Origin of the sequence: Nitrospirillum amazonense (assembly GCF_007828045.1) — a bacterium.
Taxonomy (GTDB): Bacteria; Pseudomonadota; Alphaproteobacteria; order Azospirillales; family Azospirillaceae; genus Nitrospirillum; species Nitrospirillum amazonense_C.
The window spans coordinates 1-20,954 of record NZ_VITN01000021.1 but is presented as its reverse complement, the minus strand read 5'-3'; the positions used below and the strand labels follow the sequence as shown (position 1 = coordinate 20,954).

Genomic DNA, 20,954 nt, shown 5'->3' with positions numbered 1-20,954 from the left:
GGCCCCATATTTGCCTTAAATTTCCAGCAAATGGCTGGTTCACGGTTCCTTGGACAAATGGGTCTGCCCCATGGTCACGTCACATAGCCCAGGAAACGGCGATATCGCCCCGGACGTACCGCCTGTGCCCCAGCACCTGCTGGACCAATGCGCGCGGGAACCCATCCGCATTCCCGGCGGCATCCAGCCCCACGGCGCGGTGGCGGTGCTGCGGCCGGACGATCTGGTCGTGATCCAGGCCAGCGCGAACCTGGGCGCCATCCTGGACCGCCCCGTCGCCTTCGACGGCAGCCAAACGCTGGGTGACCTGGTGGGCCCGCGCACCGCGTTGGAGAATGACGTCCGCTTCTGGGCCGACGGAACCGATACCACCTTTCTGGAGCAGTACCAGATCGACGGTCGCACCTTCCATGTCAGCGGCCAGCGCACTTCCCAGGGCCTGATCCTCGAATTCGAAGCGTTTGACGAGGACGAGCGCGGGCGCAGTGCCAGCCTCTATCAGCTGCTGCGCGACTTCCTGGACAATTCCGATGGGCTGAAGACCGTGGCGGATCTCAGCGCCGGTGTTGCGGCGGAAGTGCAGACCCTGACCGGCTTCCACCGCGTCCTGATCTATCGCTTCGATGAGGACTGGAACGGCACCGTCATCGCGGAAAAGGGGGACGGCACCCTGCCCTCCTACCTCGATCTGCGCTTCCCGGCCTCCGACATTCCGGCCCAGGCACGGGAATTATACCGCACGAACCGCCTGCGCCTGATCCCGACCGCCACGTACACGCCCGAACCGCTGATACCCGCTCTGTGCCCCACAGACGGCGCGCCGCTGGACATGAGTTTCGTGGCGTTGCGCAGCGTCTCGCCCGTGCATCTGGAATACATGCGCAACATGGGCACGGCGGCCTCGCTGTCCATCTCCATCGTCATCGACGGGCAGTTGTGGGGCCTGATCTCCTGCCATCATGCCCAGCCGCGCCACGTCGGCCCCCCGATCCGCGCCGCCTGCGACTTCCTGGGCCGCATCGTGGCGCAGCAGATCGCGGCCCGCGAGCGGGCCGCCGAGATCGACGAACGGCTGCAGCTGAAAAACATCGAGACGGAACTGGTGGCCCACCTGGCGCGGGCGCCTGGTTTCCAGGCCGGCCTGGTTGACTGCGCCAGCCAGTGGCTGGCCCTCACCAACAGCGCCGGGGCGGCCGTCGTCACCAACGGTGTCGTCCTGGCCGCCGGCAAGGCACCACCCATCGATAGCATCCTGGCCCTGGTCGAGTGGCTGCGAAACCGGAACGTCGACCAAATCTACGCCACCAGCACCCTGAGCGCGGACTGGCCGCCGGGCAAGGACATCGCCGGTGTCGCCAGTGGCGTCATCGCCATCCCCATCTCGCGCCTCCATGCCAGCTTCATCCTATGGTTCCGGCCGGAAGTGGTGCAGACCGTACGCTGGGGTGGCGACCCCCGCGCGGCCAAGGCCACGGACACCGCGGGCCGCCTGCATCCGCGCCTGTCGTTCGAGGCCTGGAAGCAGGAGGTGCGCGAGCGCGCCCAGCCCTGGCGGTCGGCCGAACTGCTGAGCGCCGCCGACTTCCGCGGCGCCATCATCAACTTCGTCCTGCAACGGGCGGAGGAGCGCGCCCAGCTGACGGAGGAACTACAGCGCTCGAACAAGGAGTTGGAGGCCTTCTCCTACTCCATCTCCCACGACCTGCGGGCGCCTTTCCGCCACATCGCGGGCTATGCCGAACTGCTGGGCGAGGAGGAGCCCGATCTGAAAGCCCTGTCGCGTCACTACCTGGACGGTATCATCGCCGCGGCCCTGTCGGCGGGTGAACTGGTGGATGACCTGCTGCATTTCTCTCAGCTGGGCCGCACCAGCCTGAAGATGACCCGCATCGACATGGCCAAGGTGATGGCGGAAATCCGGCGCAGCCTGGCCATCACCGAAGGGCAGCGCCCGGTTGAATGGGAAATCGGCGTCCTGCCCCCCGCCTGGGGCGACACCACCTTGGTGCGCCAAGCCCTGTTCAACCTGGTCGACAACGCCTTGAAATACAGCCGGGACGCCACCCCGCCCCGCATCAGGGTCTGGGGCCAGGACCGGCCCGACCATGTGCTGTACTGCGTGGAGGACAACGGCGTCGGCTTCGACATGAACTATGCCGGCAAGCTGTTCCAGGTGTTCCAGCGCCTGCACCGGCAAGAGGACTTCGAGGGCACCGGCATCGGCCTGGCATTGACGAAACGCATCATCGACCGACATGGCGGCACGCTGGAAGCCAAAGGTGCCGTCGGCCAAGGCGCCGCCTTCAGCTTCACCCTACCTAAGCGCCAGACAGGAGGAAACCGTGGCCACGCTTAGACCCATCCTTCTCGTCGAGGACAATCCCGCCGACGTGGAACTGACCCTGGCCGCGCTGAGGAAAACCCAGCTGGCCAACGAAATCGTCGTCGTCCGCGACGGTGTGGAGGCGCTGGAGTACATCTTCAGCGAGGGCCAGTTCGCGGATCGCGAGCCAGGCGCCCCGGCCGTCGTGCTGCTGGACCTGAAACTGCCCAAGGTGGATGGCCTGGAGGTTCTGGAAAAGGTGAAATCACACCCCCGGCATCGCGCCACCCCCATCGTCATGCTGACGTCCTCCCGCGAGGAGAGCGACGTGGTGCGCAGCTATCACTACGGGGTCAATTCCTTCGTGGTGAAGCCGGTGGACTTCAAGGCCTTTTTCGAGGCCATCCGCGACCTAGGTATCTTTTGGGCGGTGCTGAACGAGCCCGTGCCTGGAGATTTTTAGTGTCGCCACCCGCGGAAAAGCCTGTCGCCCTGCTGTTGGTGGAAGACAGCGACATCGATGCGGAACTGATCGCCCACCAGTTCCGCAAGATCGATCAGCCCTTGATCCTGACGCGCGTGGCCGTGCGGGGGGACTATGAGGCGGCCCTGGCCGGGGGCGGTTTCGACATCATCCTGTCCGACTATTCCCTGCCCGGCTTCAACGGCCTGGCGGCGCTGGAACTGGCCCGCACCCGTGACCCGGCGGTGCCTTTCATCTTCATCTCCGGCGTCATTGGCGAGGAGTTCGCGACCGAAGCCCTGCGCGCCGGCGCCACCGACTATGTGACCAAGCGTAACCTGGCCCGCATTCCCATGGTGGTGACCCGCGCCCTGCGCGAAGCGGAAGACCGCCGCCAGGCGCGGCGATCGGCCCAGGCCCTGCGGGAAAGCGAGCAGCGCTTCCGGTCCATGGCGGACAACACGCCCGCCCTGATCTGGTCGTCCGACGCCGAAGGCCGCATCATCTTCGCCAACCGCCGCTTTGAAACGGAATTCGGCATTCCACCGGCGCGCATGGAGGCGGAGGGTTGGGCCGCCCTGATCCATGAGGATGACTGGCCGACGCTCAGTGCCGTGCGCCGGGCGCTGTTCGTGGGGCGCACCCCCTTCTTGGATGACATGCGCGTGCGCAAGGCCACGGGCGAGGTGCGCTGGCTGCGCTGTGAAAGCAGCCCGCGGTTCGACGACGCCGGCACCTTCCTGGGCTTCCTGGGCTGCGCCATCGACATCACCGAGACCAAGCTGGCCCGCGACGCGCTGGAGGCGGAGGTGGCGGCGCGCACGGAGGAGCTGCGCGTCAAGGAAGAGGCGCTGCGCCAGTCGCACAAGATGGAGGCCATCGGGCAGCTGACCGGCGGCATCGCCCATGATTTCAACAACATGCTGGCCGGCATCGTCGGTGCCGCCGACCTGATCCAGAAGCGGGTGCGCGACGCCCGTTTCGACAGCATCGGCCGCTATGTCGATAACATCCTGTCCTCCGCCCACCGGGCGGCGGGCCTGACCCACCGCCTGCTGGCCTTCGCCCGGCGCCAGACCCTGGATCTGAAGCCCGCCGACATCAACCAGCTGGTGAGCTCGCTGGACGACCTGCTGCGCCGGACCCTGGGCCAGGGCATCGACCTGCAGATCTCCCTGGCGCCCGGGGTGTGGCCGGCCATCACGGACGCCAACCAGTTCGAGAGCGCCATCCTGAACCTGGCCATCAACGCCCGCGACGCCATGACGGCGGGGGGGCGCCTGACCATCCAGACCAGCAACGTCACCATCGGCGAAGGGGACGAGCGGGCGTCCGCCGACCTGCTGCCCGGCGACTACGTCCTGACCTGTGTCACCGACACCGGCACCGGCATGGCGCCCGAGGTGCTGGAGAAGGCGTTCGACCCCTTCTTCACCACCAAGCCCATCGGCCACGGCACGGGCCTGGGCCTCTCCATGATCTATGGTTTCGCCCGCCAGGTCGGGGGGCATGTCACGCTGGCATCCACCCCGGGCAAGGGAACCACCATCTGCCTGTACATGCCGCGTGACCGCAACACCCCGGCCACGGCGGAGGCACCGAGGCCGAACCTGCCGGAAGCCACGCCCAAGGGGCGGGGCACCGTGCTGGTGGTGGAGGATGAACTGGTGGTGCGCATGGTGGTGATCGACATTCTGGAGGAGCATGGCTACGGCGTCATCGAGGCCGAAACGGCCGCCGACGCCCTGCCCCACCTGGAAGGGCCCGGGGCCATCGATCTGCTGCTGACCGATGTCGGCCTGCCCGGCATGAACGGGCGCGCGCTGGCGCATGAAGCCCGCCGCCTGCGGCCCGGCCTCAAGATCCTGTTCGCCACCGGCTACGCCGAGGGCGCCAGCCAGCGCTCCGCCTTTGTGGGCGAGGGCATGGACTACATCGCCAAGCCCTTCGACCTCGACGAACTGGGGCGGAAGATCCGGGCGCTGACGGTGGGGTGACATCCCCTAAATAAGCCAATGGCCGGCGGCATGCCAAAGCGATGGCGCTTGCCTTTGGCGGCCGCCACCCTTTCTTCTTGCGGGTCCCAACCTCCGGAAAGAAGCCTTCGCATGCTGACCCTGTATCGCCTGGACAAAGGCAACCTGAAGCGGCGGGATCCGAATGCCGACTGCCTGGCCGACGACCTGTGGATCGACATGATCGCTCCCACCAAGGAGGAGGAAGCGGCGGTCGAAGCGGCGCTGGGGGTGGAGATCCCCACCCGGGAAGAGATGCGGGAGATCGAGACCAGTGCCCAGGTGTACAAATCCGGCGACGCCCTGGTGATGACGGTTAGGGTGCTGACCCGTCAAGCGCCATTGGGCCCTGCCCTGGCCGACGCCACCTTCATCCTGACGCCCCAGCATCTGGTGACGGTGCGCTACCTGGACAGCACGCCCCTTCCGCACCTTCTCCACCCGGGTGGACCAGGGCAACGACGTGCCCACCGACCCCGAGGCCATCCTGCTGGGCATCCTGACCGCCATCGTCAGCCGCGTCGCCGACGTGCTGGAAGAGGTGAAGGATGGGTTGGACACCCTCTCCCGCTCCGTCTTCAGCCAGGGCGGGGAACAATCGCCCAGCATCATCGACGCCGACCTGCAGAACGCGCTGAAGCGCATCGGCCGCAGCGGCGACCTGGCATCCCGCGTGCGGGAGAGCCTGCACAGCCTGGCCCGCACCGTTTCCTTCCTCAAGGCGGCGGAGAAGGCCACGCCCATCGCCCCGGAAATCAAGCTGATCCTGAACACGCTGAACGGCGATATCCAGTCGCTGCTGGACTACAACCTCTACCTGGCGCAGACGACGCAGTTCCTGCTGGATTCAACCCTGGGCCTGATCAACATCCAGCAGAACGCCATCATCAAGATCTTCAGCGTGGCGGCCGTCATCTTCCTGCCGCCGACGCTGATCGCCTCCATCTACGGCATGAACTTCAAGCACATGCCGGAATTGGACCTGGTCTTCGGCTATCCCGGCGCGCTGTGCCTGATGGTCATCTCCGCCATCCTGCCCTACTGGTATTTCCGCCGCCGGGGCTGGCTGTGACAATCAGCCGGCCTTAACGGGGGTTTCCGGCACAGGCGTCAGCACCGGCCGGCCCTCGGCCCAAGCCACCAGATTGTCCACCACCAGCTGACCCATCGCCTGACGGGTATGGGTGGTGGCGGAACCGACGTGAGGCAGCAGCACGGCGTTGTCGAGGCCCAACAGCGCCGGAGGTACCTGGGGCTCCTGCGCGAACACGTCCAGACCGGCCCCCAGGATGGTGCCATCGCTCAGCGCGGTGATCAGCGCCTGCTCGTCCACCACCGTGCCGCGGGCGATGTTGATGAGGATGCCATTGGGGCCCAGGGCTTTCAGCACTGCCGCGTCCACCAGGTGGCGCGTCTCCGATCCGCCTGGGGTCACTACCACCAGCACATCCACCGCCCGGGCCAGCTCGACAGGCGTCGCGTGGTAGGTCAGATCCACATCCGCCTGCCGGTGACGGCCGTGATAGTGCACCGGCACATCACAGGCGGCCAAGCGCCCCGCGATGGCCTTGCCGATGCGGCCCAGGCCCAGGATGCCGGCCGTGCGGCCCCGCAGCGTGGGTGTCAGGGGGAAGGACCTTTCCAACCAGCGGCCGGCGCGCAGGTAGCGTTCAGCCTGGGGCAGGCGGCGAACGGCCATCAACGTCAGGGCCAAGGCCGTATCCGCCACCTCCTCCGTCAGCACGTCGGGCGTGTTGGTGACCGTGATGCCGTGGGTTCCGGCCCATTGGGCGTCGATGCTGTCGTAGCCCACGCCGAAGCTGGATACACAGCCCAACCGGGGCAAGCGCCTCATCAGGTCGGCGGTGATGGCCGCCCCGCCGCCGGCGGCGATGGCGCGGATGCGGGGGGCCACCTCGGCCAATAGGGCCTCAGCATCCGCCGCCAGCCAGAGCTTGTGCACACGGAAGGCTTGGTCCAGCTGCTCCATGACAAAGGGCATCATGGGCGCGGGCATGAGCAGGTCGATATCAAAGCGAGGTGCCATTCTGCCAAGGTCCTCTTGCCGTTCCGGGACGGGCCCCCAATTTGCTGGGGTGGGTTGCCGCCAGCATAGGCCGTCCCTTGGCCGCTTGTCTGCCCTTGCCTGCCACCGGGAGTCGGCAGGGCGCCCGCGGCAGGCGTGTTCGCATGATGGCGGGCCGGGGGTGGAGGGGTGTACAGTGATGTGGGCGAGCCGGCGACGGTTTTCCCGGCAGCCCTGTGATGGCGCTCTTTGCCATTGGCGCGGACATGGGTTATGGTTTGAGAATGATTTGCATCTGCGGCGCTTAGCCTCCCCTGGCGTTGGGGTGGAAGCGGCCGGGAGACTGATGATGTCGTTGATGGATGCCATTGCCGGAACGATGGACCACACGCCGGAATTCGGCCCCGGCGAGCATTTGCTGGTGTGGGCCTTGCGGCGCATGGTCAAGGGCAAGGACTACGGTCCCCTGGTGGGCCGGGAGTTCGCCGACACCTGCGGCGAGGATGGGCGGGAGGTGCTGGCCACCCTGCACACTTTCCTGTTGGCCCTGATCCATACCTGCCGTCGGGAACTGTCCATCGGCCATCCGGGCTGCCCCAGCCTGACGGCGGATGAACGCCAGGTGCTGCAGTTGGTCGCCGCCGCCCAGAACGGCAAGGAGGCGCAATTCGACGCCCAACTGCGCTGGTTGGCCATGGACGAGGATCGCCCCGCCCTGGCCATGACGGCGCGGGCCCTGGCTTTCGCGTTGAGGCACAACCAGCTGACCCTGACCCTTCCCGCCGCGCAGCTGCCGACCACATGCGAGCGGGAGGCACTGAGCGCCTAAACCGCGCCTGTTATCGTAGTGTGCGTGCATTGAACGGATGGTGTAGACGCCCCCCCTTTCCCCGGCATCGCGGATGCGGCGTAGGCTGCAGGTTGGCCATTCAGGCGCGGTTCATCGCTTGAGCAGTCCGGGATTAGTCTAAAGACGCCCACGGCGATAACTGAATCGCTTTGACAGTGTTGGCGGTGCGGCGGTGTGACTCGGGGGCGTGGGGTTCCGGTGCCGAGCGGCGCGTGGTATTGAAGGGCATGATCGACCGGCGCGGGATTTTGCAGCGATGGGAGGCTGACGGCTCGAAGCGTGACGAGCCGGGCCGACGGGTGTTTGCCGCGAGCGAGGCTCGTGCTGCGGGTTGGGGCGGTCTGGCAGCGGTTTCGCAGATCCATGAGCCGGGCGGGCAATGTCTGGGACAACGCCGCCATGGAAAGCTTCTTCTCCTCGCTCAAAACCGAGCCGGCTTGGGGCTGGTCGAGCGTCCGGGCTTCCAGAAGCTGGTCGGCGCCGTCTTCTGTATCGAGGCGTCACGCCTGGCTTTCGATCACCCATGCGCTGGAGATCGAGTTTCTAAAGGGGGCGCTGAAGCACGGATGCTCCAGCGAAAGCGGGACTATCTCGCATTCAAGGAACAACAAGCCCAATCACCGGTCAATTCCGCAGCTTGAAGCTATCCACGCCAAGGGGCGCACTCCACATGTTTCATTATCCCTGGAAAATCTTTGACTAAGAATTACCTGGCAGCGACATCACCGGCTAATCAGATTATGCTGAATCGTGGAGCAGAAGCATCCGGGCTAAAATTGTACGTGGCCCCTAGGCCACGGACGTGCTAAAGCATTAGCAGCTTTTTTGGACAGTGTAAGGCGATGATCAAACGTCAACGGAGCGAAGATTCCTTGCTGCCCCAGCCAAGAGAAATAGTTTATTCGCTGCCGCATAGAATATACACGCACATGCCTTGCAGAAGTGGCGCCTATATCTCTCAAAACGCCTAGAGTCTCCGAGTATTATATATACACCTGATCCTCAACGTAGGTACCTTCTAAAATGTCACCGACCCCAAATAGCGATTTTCGATTTGAGTTCTCTTTGGGCGGCAATGGAATTGCGCTACTGCGTAATGGCTGGTCTTGGCCGGAGAACAACTATACCTGGGCCATATCAACAAGTTCGGAAATCGCTATGCCGAAAATGGAATTCCCAGGCGACACTGTCTGGGAATTCCATGTGGCGCCGTGCGTGAAAAAGCCCTATCGCACTCTTCAGCGTCTAAAAATTTACGTTAACGACTTTCTCGTAATTAGCTGTGAAGTTGACCGTTCAGTACTGGTTAAATTTACCTTGCCAAAAGAGGTTCTGAATCGGGTTGGTGAAAACTGGGTGCGACTTTGGCATCCGGACTCATTACAGCCATCCACCATCATGAAATCTAATGATGCCAGAGATATATCAATATGGCTGAAAAGTATTGTTGTTAGAACGGCGTGCAAGTCTGAATCTCTCCATAATTCATCGGATGAACACTCATTTCATTGGGAAGGAAAAACAGAGGGTCATCCCTCAGCGCATCTTGGCCGCGGCTGGGCGAGAGAGGACACCCCGCGAGGAGTCCGCTTGTGGATGGTGGGAGATGACTCGGAGGTCTGTTTGCCGCCCTTATCCAAAAAACTGACCGGCAAATTGTCAATGGACATTTCCCCCTTTATATTGCTCCCATATCGAACCGTTCAACGTCTCAGCATCGAGATTAATGGGCACCGGGTTGATCAGCTGGATTTATCGACGAAACGGAACGTTACCATTCTGTTTCCCTCAGCCTTACTATCCGAAACCGAACAAAATTTGGTTCGTTTCCATCATCCTGATTATATCATCCCAGATGACGTGGTGGGCAATTCTGATCGCCGTGAAGTGGCCACGTTCCTGGAAAATCTTTATATCGATTTTTCGAGGGAAACTCGGCATGACGAGGCCGAAGCCGACATCTCATTGCGGGACTTAATGCTTCGCTTTGAGAGCCTTGGACAGAATTGTGAGTTCGGGCTAGTTCAACGCCGCGCCGGTGCGGACCCTCTTGGTTTGTTCCGGTGGTCATCGACGGCCATTTCTTCAATCCTTCGTGGTATCAAAAGTGAATTCAAAGATATCGGTGCAGCCGACTCCATAGTCGTAGAAACTGCACCATCTCGTGAATTTATGGTCCGCGAAAAGACGTATGGTCTTTTCTACCACACATGGATATTCGAAGGACAGGCTAACGCCGAAGAAATCCGGGCAAGAGAAACAAAGAAACTTTTATTTCTTGCCCGCAAATTCATGACGGATTTGGAGGATGGAGAAAAAGTGCTCCTCTATAAGCATGATCCGAGATTGAATGATGCGCAGTTAATGGAACTAAAAGATGGAATCAGAAATGTTAGCAATAACCCAATACTTGTTGTTTCGATCGCAAATAATGAACCGCCTGGATTAGTGGTCGACGTAGGCGATAATGTTTACCTCGCTTATATGGACCGATTCGCACCTAGTCAGAATGCATATGACTTTTCTTTTAACTGTTGGGTGCAGATTTGCCTGCAAACTGTGGCAATGATTGAGGCGCGAAAATCTGGGTGTGTGGTCCCTGAATGAGCTAATGCGGATCAATCTTGAAGATTGATCGGTCTTTGGTTCAGGCCTCGCAGATCACCTTGTAGGGGGTTCGCCAGCAGAGCCTTCAGGTGTTTGGCGAAGTTGTAGGCGGTGACGAAGGCCAGGACATGGGCTTTCAGGCTTTCCAGAACACGCTCGATCGTCAAGCGGGCAATCCCTGTGATCTGCGAAACCGCTGCCAGATCGCCCCAACCCGCAGCACGAGCCTCGCTCGCGGCAAAATCCCGCGCCGGTCAATCATGCCCTTCAATACCACGCGCCGCTCGGCATCGGAACCCCACGCCCCCGAGTCACACAGCCGCACCGCCAACACTGTCAAAGCGATTCAGTTATCGCCGTGGCGCCCTAAGTCAAAACGACTCTAGCAGAATTCTTTTCCCTGACAACCCGGACCAGATCGCCGACATTTCGCAGGCTATCAAGCTCGCGGGTATGGAACTTGAAACCAAATTGGGACTCAACGGCAATAATGATTTCGATCTGCTTGAAGGAGTCCCAGCCAGCCACGTCCTTCGCCGATAGCTCAGGAGCCAGGACGATGTCGTCTCGCATGAAGACGTCCTCGAATATAGGCATCAAAGCGGCATAAATAGCTTCGTCCTGCATCATCTACTCCGAAACGATGGTTATCGCCGTCGGCTTGGGCGAAAAATTTTGAATGTCCAACACACTGCGACTCCCTTGTTCATCGGCATGAACGATGGTGAAGCCCAGGTTCTGATAATGCTCCCTTACCATGCCATTCTTCGCGGTGGCAATGTAGTCCCCGACTAGACGGCGAGCCCCGAGGGCACGAGCACGGTCGGCGATCAAGTTCAAGGTAATGACCTCCACCTGACGCCCTAGCACCCGGCAGCTCATCAACCAAGTGTCGATGACGAAGTCCGCCCCCTCAAGGCGACCGATAACGATGCCAATGATGCCGTTATCGCCGAAGCGATCGGTGAGGCGGAGTTGCAGCCCCACGGCGGTACCATCCTCCATGACGCCCTGCACCTGGGTCTCGGTGTAACGACGGGTGGTTAAGTTGAATTGGTTGGTCTTGTTGATCAGCTGCACAATGCGCTGTAGACCGATCCGGTCGAAATCGCGGGGGATCAAGCGCATTTCCAAGCCGGCCAGATACGAGGCCATATCCATGGCCTGAGACCGGAAAGATTCCCGCTGCTGATTGCCCACATACTGGGTGGTGCGGGCTAGGTCGTCCTTTGTCACCACCAGTCCCTCAAAATAGCCGGCTGTCGCCAGGATTTTGGGAAAATACGTGGGGTCATCCGAAACCTCGGGCACCGCCACCATGGGCAGTTCCTGGCGCACGAAGTTACGCTCAAATGGATTGTCATCGACGAACACGATGCTGTCAATGCCGATGTTAAGTTCCTTGGCAATGCGCCTCAGGTTCGTAACCTTGTCCGTCCAGTTAGCTACGAAACAGGCGATGTCCAGCGTTCGCAGGATCATGTCGGGGTGGCGCTCAAACGGCTCCCTCGCGTTTTTCTCGTCATTCTTGGAACATACAGCTAGAATGACGCCCCGGCGTGACAAATCGCGGACATAGGTTTGGAAGGCGACATAGGCCTCTCCAAGGGCGCTGCCTTGGCCCAGGGTGATGCCTTCAAGCCCGTCATCGCCGATGACGCCGCCCCATAGGGTATTGTCGAGATCCAGGGCTAGACACTTAAACGACCGCCCCTGCTCCGCCGCCACTAAGCGTGCGACCAAGTCCCCATAGAATGGCGCTGCGGTCAGCGCCACCTCCTGCCTCGAACGATGCCAGAGGGTCTCGCTGTGCCAAGCGCCCAGACCATGTTCGACCACCCGAGCATCCACTGCCAGGATGTGTGCACCCTCCTCATCCGCGATAGCCCGCAAACGGTCATTGATGTAGGTAACACCCCAGGCACGGGAGCCGGGCAGGCGATGCTCGTTGTTTCCCAGCATGGATGGAAACACCGGCAAGCACGCCTGTTGGACTACTATACCTTCGAATATGCGGCGCGCTAGACGCCAACAGTGCCGCACCTCTTCCAGGGTGGCATTCAGAGCGCTACGGGCCTCTGACGCGCTTTGGCCGATGCGTAAACCGCTGGTCAGCGTCGCCGCGTCCAAGGCGAACAACACCACAGTGGGGCGGAAGGCATATAGGGCGGATCCTTCTTCCTCCAGTTCCTGACGGTACTGTCCATAGTCGTTCTCATAAACCGTGATATGCAAGCCACGGCGCAGGCCACCCACACGGATGCTGGCCTGCAAATGCGCCAACGTGGAACTGCCGAGGATGGCGAGCCTAATGGGCTTGCCGGTGATTCCGGTTGGAACCTCCTCCCCCCAGCGACGACGAACAATCTCGTCCAAGGCATTGGTCTGGAAGAAATCCAAACGGAAATTCGCCAAGTCTACGGCTTGCGCCCAAGACGCCTCCGCATTCTTGCTAAAATCCTTCAAAGCCCCCCGCCAACCACTAGTCTCTGGAAGCCAAGACAAGTCAGTCATAACACCGCCCAGTAATTTTAGAGCAAGAACCGCCTTCGGATTCAGGACCTCACCCAAAAGAGGCAATTGCCACGAAGATCAATAAAAAACAAGCCTCATAATTAGATTATGAAAATATTTCTCAATTGCCGCCGCGCATCCGTCCACACCAAACAATTGTCAGTAATAATTTACCAGAATTAAAGAAAGAAAATTATGGAATGTCGTTCCAACAAACACACTACGAGTATTAAAATAGTATTATACCGTGGATTATACTTAAAAAGTGTATTCTAATATGATTATATTATACAATAATAACCATTATAAATCATACTTCGGATAAATAAGCTTAATATATGAAATATATACGACTATACAATGTGAAGTGTTAGGTGGTATTGTTGATTTTTTCATTTCATGAAACCAGCGTATTCCAGGCTATGATATCTTTTAGACATCGTTATTGCAGCTAGAGCGTTTTCCCCTCCATCAGAATCGATATGGATTGAACGAACCCGCTGGCGCGGAAATGGTGCTGGTATTGTCGTATGAGGTCTCCGGTCTGAGGATTGTGGTTGTCGAAGCCGCATCCCCAGACGGGAGGTATCCCGATGGCCGAGTTGAGCCCTCTACGCCGGCGTATGATCGAGGACATGACGGTCCGCAATCTGTCGCCGGCGACGCAACGATCCTACGTGCACGCCGTGTCGAAGTTCAGCCGGTATTTTGGGCGTTCGCCGGACCGGTTGGGTCTTGAGGACGTCCGTGCCTTCCAAGTGCATCTGGTCGCCACGGGGATATCGTGGCCGGCGCTGAACCAGACGGTCTGCGCCCTGCGGTTCTTCTACGGCGTGACGCTGGGGCATGGCGACCTTCCCGAACGCATTCCGTATGCCCGCGAGCCCCGCAAGCTGCCGGTGGTGTTGAGCGCGGACGAGGTGGTGCATTTCCTGGAAGCGGTGCCGAGCCTGAAGAGCCGGACGGCGTAGACGACGGCCTACGCGGCGGGTTTGCGTGCGTCGGAGGCGGTGAGCCTGAAGGTCGGGGATATTGACGCCGGCCGGATGGTCATCCGGGTCGAGCACGGCAAGGGTGGCAAGGACCGCTACGTCTGGCGCTTGGCCCGGCCAGAACATTGGCTGTTTCCCGGCCGGGACGAGAGCCGGCCAATGGACGTGCAGGTGCTCCATTCGGCCTGCCGTTCCGCCCGTGCCGCCGCCGGGCTGGCCAAGCGCGTGACGGTCCACACGCTCCGGCACAGTTTCGCCACCCATCTGCTGGGGGATGGCACGGACATCCGGATCATCCAGGTGCTGCTGGGCCACAGCAACCTGTCGAGCACGGCGCGCTACACCCGGGTCTCCAACGGCCTCATCCGGCGCACCGAGAGCCCGCTCGACCGCCTGAAGCTGGAGGTCGTGCCTCCTGCCTGAGCCGGCATCGCCATGCCGGCCGGACTGGAGGTGGCGGACGTCTTTCGCCGCCACGGCGACGCCTATCGCCGAGCGCACGACGGCCATATCGGTCGCGTCGAGCGCCGGGTGATGGGTGCGATCGAAGCATGCCGCACGGCGACGCTGGGCGGCCATGCCGAAGCCTACCCCGCGTGTGGCCTGGTGCGGTGCGCCTACAATTCCTGCCGCAACCGGCACTGTCCGAAGTGCCAGGGTGCTGCACGGGCGGAATGGCTTGCCGCCCGACAGGCCGACCTGCTGCCGGTGCCCTACTTCCATGTCCTGTTCACGCTGCCAGCACCCGTGGCGGAGATCGCGTTCCAGAACAAGGCGGTGGTCTACGCCATCCTGTTCAAGGCCGCCGCGGAGACCCTCCGGCAGCAGCCCAGTCCAATGGCCAAACAGAGGGGCAGATCACCAAGCTCAAACTCGTCAAACGCCAGATGTACGGTCGCGGGAAGCTCGACCTGCTCCAGGCCGCGTCATCGGCGCCGGATGATCTGGCCATCACCAAAATTGCGTCAGAGCCAAGGTTCGGTGCTGATTGACATCAGGCTGCAAAACACAGGCATCGCGCCAATATGGGCTGGCAAAATGGCCAAACTACAGTTATCATCAATTTAGGTAATGTTGTTCCATTTCATAAATTCCGTTGCGCGACGCGGGATCGGCTGCGTTGTGTCCCTACCCATTGTTGCGCTGTTAACGTAGATGCGTGTGATTTGGTAGTGCGGCGAAATAGGGGAAATGCTGCGATTATTTTATTTCGACCTTCATCAGCGCAATAGATTTCAGTGCGCCTTACTCCAGGGATTTTCGTAAAAATGCCTAATGTCACAAATGATGACCTGGTCCTGATTGGCAAATTTCAACTTGAACAGAATCCAAAACACCATGGCCACCTCGAATACTACGGTGACGGGGTTACTGTTGGCGGATGGGCAGTTTTGCCAGATAATCTTCATTCTTTTGATGTTTTTCACGGCGATGTCTTGCTTGGCAGCATACATCCAAATGGGGAGCGCAAGGATGTCGAGGCGGCCTTCCCCGACTTGCCCAACGCCCTCAAGTCAGGCTTCAAAACCGAAGTTAGCTTGGCCGGCGTGGCGCCAGAATCACGCCACGGGGCGGTGCTATCCTTCCGCATGCGCCGATCCGGCAAAGTCATTCATGAAACGTCAGTTACCCTTGTCAAGGGACTGCCCACCGGGGAATTCCATCTAGATAATGCCCGGTTCGACAAGGGGGCTATACAAACCGCCACCACCAATGTCCACCTAGTGGGATGGGTCGTGGCGCAGGAGGCGATTCGGGCCGTTTCAGCCCATCTAGGTGATGATTCCGTCATGCCGGTGCAATTCGGCATTCCCCGCGCCGACGTCTTGGCGGTACGGCGATCCAATCCAAACGGTCTCAACACCGGCTTTTCCCTCTTCATTCCGGAGTTACCGGAAGGGATTCATGTGCTTAAGTTCCGGATCGAATTGAAGACTGGTCACGTGCTGGAACGTGACTACACCATGAAGGCGTCGCGCTCGACAGAAGACAATCGCACCGTGCCTGTCCGGACTTATGCCGAACGTCGCTTCTGGGAGCTTACTGCCGACCGAGATTTGGCGAAGGGCGGCGCGGAGCCCGGAACAACCAATATCCGGGCATTATGGGCAATCGTCGTGTCGGGACGCCCAAGTGAATCTGTCCCTTCCAAGGACAACGCGGAAATAGAAGTGACGTTGGCTTCCTTACAGCGCGTGCCCCTTCATGGCTGGGATGTCCAGATCCTGGTTCCAGCAGAACTCGACACGGCCGGTGACTTGGCCGAGCGGATGGCGACCGCCGATGGCCATCTAGTTTACCGCGACATCGAGCGCTTACAGTCCCTACTGTCCAGCTTGGCGAGCCGGCACACCGGTGCGACTTTTGTCAGCTTCCTCGCACCGGGAGAGACCATTGATCCCATCGCTCCTGCCGTGTTGGCGACGCAAGGTCACTGCGATGAAGTAGACCTGTTATATTGGGACGAGCGAGCCACGATTGCGGGGCGACCCAGCCTTCTGCGCAAGACACCAGGCGCCCCGTTCGTCACCGCGTTCCATATGAATTTCATCGGCCGGGGATGGGCGACACGGCTGACCAAGGCTACTTTGGCCACCCTCGCCGCCGGTGGGCTGGAGCGGTTCATCGCCGGCCATCCTCTGGAACTCTTCTATCATAAGCCTCACCGCTGCCTCCACGTGCCCGAATCCCTCTCCATCACGCAGTACCTGCGTGATTTGCGGGACTTGTCGCCTGTGGAGCGCGAAGCGCGGGCGCGTATTCTGGCTGATATCACACCTCGCTATGGCACCGTCCTGCCGTTGGAACCCTACGAGGACTTCAGGGGCACCGGACCAGCTCCCCTGCGCTTAGCGGCCGACCTAGAGGCCGTAGCTCCCCTGGTTTCCATCATCATACCCACCAAAGGAGTTCGCGGACGGGTTTTCAAGTGCCTTGAGGACCTGCGGCACCGCACCAGCTACAAAGCCATCGAAGTCATCGTCTTGGATCATATCGACTTCAAGCCAGAGACCTTGGAAGACAAGCACCGTCTGCGCGATTTGGCGGACATCGTCGTCCCGGTTGTCGGCCCCTTCAACTGGTCACGGTTCAATAACATGGCCACCGCGCTGTCCAGCGGTGACGTATTCATATTCCTGAACGACGATGTGGAAGTAGTCGATGAGGATTGGATTGAGCAGCTCCTGGCTTATCTGAACCTGCCGGCCGTCGGGGTGGTGGGGCCGCGTTTGCTGTTGGCCGGCAATCGCATGGTGCAGTCCGCCGGCGTGTCGCTGATGAGTCAGGCCGGCTGGGCCCGCAATGACTTCGCCTTCAGCGCCGCCGACTATCCGCTGACGGGCGGCGTAAATCAGGTGCCGCGCAATTGCACGTCGCTTCTGGGCGCCGCCATCGCGGTCCCGCGCGACCTGTTCCTGTCCATGGGTGGCTTCGAGGAAGGCCTGGCGCTGACCTTCAATGATCTTGACTTCCACATGCGGGTGCGTGACCGGGGCCTCCAGGTGGCCGTCGTCCCGCAAGCCGAGTTGATGCATCATGAGAAGACCTCACGTGCCGAACTGGTGGAAAGTGAGATGGAGCCCCTGTATTGGGAACGCTGGGGCGCCCGCCATGCCGCCGGGGATCCTTATTGGCACCCGACCCTGGAACGCGAGAGCGGTATCTACAGAGTAGATCCCGAGCCGGTGGAAGCGATCTGGTCGGCCGGTATCGTCGGTGTGCGTGATGAGGTGCGTCGCATGCTGCTGCTGCGCATGGACCATGTCGGCGATTTTATTTTGACCCTCCCCGCATTTCGGCAGCTGCGTGATGCCTTCCCCAAGGCAACCATAGAAGTGGTGGTAGGGGCCTGGAATCGGGATTTGGCTGTCCAGTCCGGCTTGTTCGACGTGGTCCATGTCTTCAATCTGTATGCCGCTCGGTCGGGCGATGGACGGGCAATGGACTCGGACGCGGCCGCGGAGGAATTATCTGCCCTCTTCCACGGTCAGTCCTACGATCTGGCTATGGATTTCCGCGCCGATGGCGATACGCGCTTCCTTTTGAAACATATTTCCGCGCCCATACGCGCGGGTTATTCCCAAGGCGTCAGCTACCCCTGGCTGGACGTGTCCGTGGAATGGGAAGGCAATCTGCAACAATGGCGCAAGAGCGCCAACGGCGCGATACAGATGCGGCGTCTGGTTTCAGCATTGGAATTGGCTTTCCCCGAGACAGCGCCAGCCTCCCTCTCCTTCTGGGGCAGCGATCAGGTGGCATTACCCGCGGGCGGAGAATACCGCCTTGTCGTCCTCCATCCCTTCGCTGGCAACGATATCAAGATGTGGCCCGCCGCCCATTGGACAGGCCTGGTATCTATGATGATAACGGCCGGCTTCACTCCGGAAATCATTGGCACACCGGCTGAAAGGGCCAGTTATGCCAGCATGGTTGATGATCTCGTGGCAGCGGGAGCGAAGGATCGCATCGGGCAATTCACGTTGCCCGAACTTGTCGTCTATATTGGCGGCGCGGACTGCTTTGTGGGATCGGACAGCGGCCCCAAGCATATCGCCGCCTCTACCGGCATTCCGACGGTGGCGATCCAGTCCGGCTTCGTCGACCCCGTAACTTGGTCCCCTTTCAACGCTTTGGGCGTCAGCGTTGTCAAACGCGTGTCTTGCGCCCCTTGTTATTTGGACGATGTCCACTTGTGTGGTCGCAACCATGATTGTATGCGCAAGATTTTCCCAGCTCACGTTTTTCGGCATATGACAACTTTGATAGGTCGGGGCCGGAATCTGAATCAGCAGCCCGTTCACGCGCCGGCGACGCGAGCGGTTCGTTCACGTCGATCCTTGGCCTCCTGACATAGTCATGACTACCATGAATTCAAGCAAGCGAAGGGAACTCACCGTGACGACCGCCGGTACGCCTCGGGCCAAGAAAAAGATCGTAGGTGACACGGCGACGCCCCCTGTGCCCTCGCTGCAGGTGGTTGAGTCGATGACATCGACTGCAGGCGTGTCGAAAGCCAAAAAGGCAAGAACGGGGTCCTTGGCGGTTTCAGCCGTCCAAGCGGCACCCGCCAAAGATGCGAAAGCGAAACGCCCCGCATCACTGGGCGGGGCCAAGATCATTGTGGACAGCAAAGTGACCACACAGGCGCCCGCGATCAATCAGCCGCAAGCGTCGCCATCCGCCACGCCGACCAACGCAACGAAGCGTGTCCGTAAAGCGAAGGCGCCCAAGAGGGACAATCCGCTCGCCATCCCCCCCGCCACTGGCGCTTCCAATCCGCCTCTGGGTGAAACCGCGCCGGAAATCCCCGAGGCGCGTCGCTCTGCTCAACGCCGCTCTCGCTCCTCGGATGCTGATTCAGCGGCATCAAGTAGCGCTTTCCAAAACCAACAGATTCGAAATCTGTGGAACAATTTCCGTCGCGTGGATGATTTCGCCAATGGCCTCGTCCTGGAAGTCACTCAGTTGCGTCATCAGTTGGAGGCGACGGAAAAAAGCCGCGTTTCGGAATCCCGCAAGGTGCGGGAACTTCAGTCTGAATTAGCGGTGCTGCGTGAACGTCCGGATACAGCTGAGCTGAACCGGGCTTTAACCGAAACGGAGAGCTGGAGGCAGAACTACCAGATGCTCACGCATCAGTTCGGCCAAGTTACGGCTCAGCTTGAGGAACTGCGCCATGCTGCGGCCGAACTGGAGAGGCTACAGGGCAATCAAGCCAAACTGGAGCAGGCGCAACAAATGCTGGCCAGGGCAGCGGACGGCCTTGCCCCTCTTGGGTTGGCTAACAACTTACAGAAATGGCATGACGCCGATGGCGGCAATCGTTTTGGCAAAGAAGCCTGGGCTTTCTACCGTGTCTCAGCAGCCTCCTTGACGTGCCCGTCACTGTTGAATATCGACCTTCAACTCCAGCGCCTCGTGCCGTTTTACGAATCTTCTGGCTTGAGCGGCGTGGTAGAGAAGGTCGCGCCAATCGGGGACAGCTATCAATGCACCGGCTGGGCGACAACTCGCATGGTACCTAACATCGCTTCGCTGGTGGCGGTGTTCGACGATAGCGGCTGTCTCGGGTACAACTATCCCAGCCTATGCCGTCAGGATGTGGCTTCAGCCCTGAGCGGTTGCAATCCTGACTGCGGTTTCCAGATCACATTTCTACGTCAGAACAAGGGCCCGCTTCGGGTCTATTTAATAGTACTGCTGGAGGGCCAAGCACCGTTTGCATTGTTGCTTCCGTTTATGGCCTGAAGCGTTGAACTGCAGAAGGCTGCCTTCCAATAGCACTTTACTTGGTGCCCGCCACGAAATCGTGGCGGGCACCTGCTCATTCGGCGGCCGTAACGTAGCCGCCGAATGAATGGGGAGCGCGAGTTCCACCCGTTGGAAAGCCTGGACTCAACATGTGATACCAGCTTGCGGTAACTGAGACTCCTGCCGGGGATTCCCAAGGCCGTGCAAATATGAGTCACTCTGGCAACTCGTTGGAGGTTTGCCATGGCAGTGCCTGTCCCGCTTCGCCCGGATTACGATAGCGCAAGTCTTCGTTCCCTTGCCCGCCGCTCAGAGGACGCGGACCAGACGCGGCGTCTGCTGGCCCTGGCCGTGATCTATGACGGGGGCAGCCGGAGTGAGCGACTGTCTGTTTCGTCAAGTGGGCTGCTGCCGGATTGGATGACACCGGGATAAGGTGTTGATCCAACCGGAGGACGAAACTTGGAGCGCAAACAGTACAGCCGTGAATTCAAGATCGAAGCGGTGAAGCTTATCGAAGAACGGGGTGTCAGCGTGGCGCAGGCTGCGCGGGATCTTGGGGTTCACGCGACCATGCTGCGCAAATGGGCGCGGGCTCTCGGCCGGGCTGGCAAGGATGCCTTTCCCGGCCACGGCCAGCGGACGGCGGAGCAAGAGGAGATCGACCGTCTTCGGCGGGAGGTTACCCGGCTGAAGGCGGAGCGTGACATCCTAAAAAAAGCGGCGGCCTACTTCGCGAAGGAGAGCCTATGAGGTTCGCCTTCATCGCGAAGCACCGGGGAATTTGGCCGGTCGCGTGGATGTGCGAGGCGCTCGGTGTCAATCGGCGGCGTAACGGGACCCCGTATCGGCGCCCAATAGGGACCCCAGTGATGAGCTGGCAATCGGGTTGTCCCGGTAGCGCATAGGAGG

At 60.5% G+C, this 20,954-nt stretch carries 12 protein-coding genes and 5 pseudogenes; 13 read left to right on the top strand and 4 right to left on the bottom strand.

Annotation, left to right across the window (positions count from 1 at the left end; translation table 11 throughout):
* Positions 1-70: 70 nt before the first annotated feature.
* The 4 genes and pseudogenes from FBZ89_RS24310 to FBZ89_RS24295 all read left to right on the top strand — a co-directional run.
* Positions 71-2,356, top strand: a complete 2,286-nt coding sequence (locus tag FBZ89_RS24310) for an ATP-binding protein (RefSeq protein WP_145752953.1) — start codon at positions 71-73, stop codon at positions 2,354-2,356.
* On the top strand, positions 2,343-2,786 hold the full coding sequence (locus FBZ89_RS24305; RefSeq protein WP_145752952.1) for a response regulator: 444 nt from the start codon (positions 2,343-2,345) through the stop codon (positions 2,784-2,786). Before FBZ89_RS24310 ends, FBZ89_RS24305 begins: the two co-directional genes overlap by 14 nt.
* The gene (locus FBZ89_RS24300) at positions 2,786-4,783 is read left to right on the top strand and encodes a response regulator (RefSeq protein ID WP_186457550.1); all 1,998 of its coding nucleotides are present in this window, start codon (positions 2,786-2,788) and stop codon (positions 4,781-4,783) included. Before FBZ89_RS24305 ends, FBZ89_RS24300 begins: the two co-directional genes overlap by 1 nt.
* Positions 4,784-5,237: 454 nt before the next feature.
* A pseudogene (locus tag FBZ89_RS24295) lies at positions 5,238-5,873 on the top strand (CorA family divalent cation transporter); the annotation flags it as partial.
* Between the two features lie 3 nt (positions 5,874-5,876).
* On the opposite strand, the gene FBZ89_RS24290 reads toward FBZ89_RS24295, so the two are convergent.
* The gene (locus tag FBZ89_RS24290) at positions 5,877-6,848 is read right to left on the bottom strand and encodes a 2-hydroxyacid dehydrogenase (protein WP_145752949.1); all 972 of its coding nucleotides are present in this window, start codon (positions 6,846-6,848) and stop codon (positions 5,877-5,879) included.
* 337 nt (positions 6,849-7,185) lie between these two features.
* Between FBZ89_RS24290 and FBZ89_RS24285 the strand changes: the two genes are divergently transcribed.
* From FBZ89_RS24285 to FBZ89_RS24275, 3 genes are all read left to right on the top strand, one after another.
* Positions 7,186-7,656, top strand: coding sequence for a hypothetical protein (locus tag FBZ89_RS24285; RefSeq protein WP_145752948.1), 471 nt, complete (start codon positions 7,186-7,188; stop codon positions 7,654-7,656).
* Positions 7,657-7,904: 248 nt separating this feature from the next.
* Positions 7,905-8,318 (top strand): hypothetical protein, encoded by a 414-nt coding sequence (locus FBZ89_RS24280; protein WP_186457560.1) that lies wholly within the window; start codon positions 7,905-7,907, stop codon positions 8,316-8,318.
* A 382-nt stretch (positions 8,319-8,700) separates the two neighbouring features.
* A complete protein-coding gene (locus tag FBZ89_RS24275) occupies positions 8,701-10,284 on the top strand; it encodes a hypothetical protein (RefSeq protein WP_145752946.1) in 1,584 nt (527 codons plus the stop codon).
* Between the two features lies 1 nt (position 10,285).
* Here the strand turns inward: FBZ89_RS24275 and FBZ89_RS24270 are convergent.
* From FBZ89_RS24270 to FBZ89_RS24260, 3 genes and pseudogenes are all read right to left on the bottom strand, one after another.
* Positions 10,286-10,433: pseudogene (locus FBZ89_RS24270) on the bottom strand (IS481 family transposase); the annotation flags it as partial.
* 217 nt (positions 10,434-10,650) lie between these two features.
* A complete protein-coding gene (locus FBZ89_RS24265) occupies positions 10,651-10,914 on the bottom strand; it encodes an acyl carrier protein (RefSeq protein ID WP_246172534.1) in 264 nt (87 codons plus the stop codon).
* A complete protein-coding gene (locus FBZ89_RS24260; RefSeq protein WP_186457549.1) occupies positions 10,915-12,684 on the bottom strand; it encodes an HAD-IIIC family phosphatase in 1,770 nt (589 codons plus the stop codon).
* Positions 12,685-13,391: 707 nt separating this feature from the next.
* Here FBZ89_RS24260 and FBZ89_RS31645 point away from each other — a divergent pair.
* The 6 genes and pseudogenes from FBZ89_RS31645 to FBZ89_RS24230 all read left to right on the top strand — a co-directional run.
* Positions 13,392-13,769: a site-specific integrase gene (locus FBZ89_RS31645; RefSeq protein ID WP_246172533.1), complete on the top strand. Its 378-nt coding sequence runs from the start codon at positions 13,392-13,394 to the stop codon at positions 13,767-13,769.
* 18 nt (positions 13,770-13,787) lie between these two features.
* Positions 13,788-14,213 (top strand): annotated as a pseudogene (locus FBZ89_RS31640) (tyrosine-type recombinase/integrase); the annotation flags it as partial.
* A 12-nt stretch (positions 14,214-14,225) separates the two neighbouring features.
* Positions 14,226-14,612: pseudogene (locus tag FBZ89_RS24250) on the top strand (IS91 family transposase); the annotation flags it as partial.
* 446 nt (positions 14,613-15,058) lie between these two features.
* Positions 15,059-18,640, top strand: coding sequence for a glycosyltransferase family 9 protein (locus FBZ89_RS24240; protein WP_145752944.1), 3,582 nt, complete (start codon positions 15,059-15,061; stop codon positions 18,638-18,640).
* A 46-nt stretch (positions 18,641-18,686) separates the two neighbouring features.
* Positions 18,687-20,039 (top strand): HlyD family secretion protein, encoded by a 1,353-nt coding sequence (locus tag FBZ89_RS24235; RefSeq protein ID WP_145752943.1) that lies wholly within the window; start codon positions 18,687-18,689, stop codon positions 20,037-20,039.
* Positions 20,040-20,504: 465 nt separating this feature from the next.
* A pseudogene (locus FBZ89_RS24230) lies at positions 20,505-20,869 on the top strand (transposase); the annotation flags it as partial.
* Positions 20,870-20,954 lie beyond the last annotated feature (85 nt).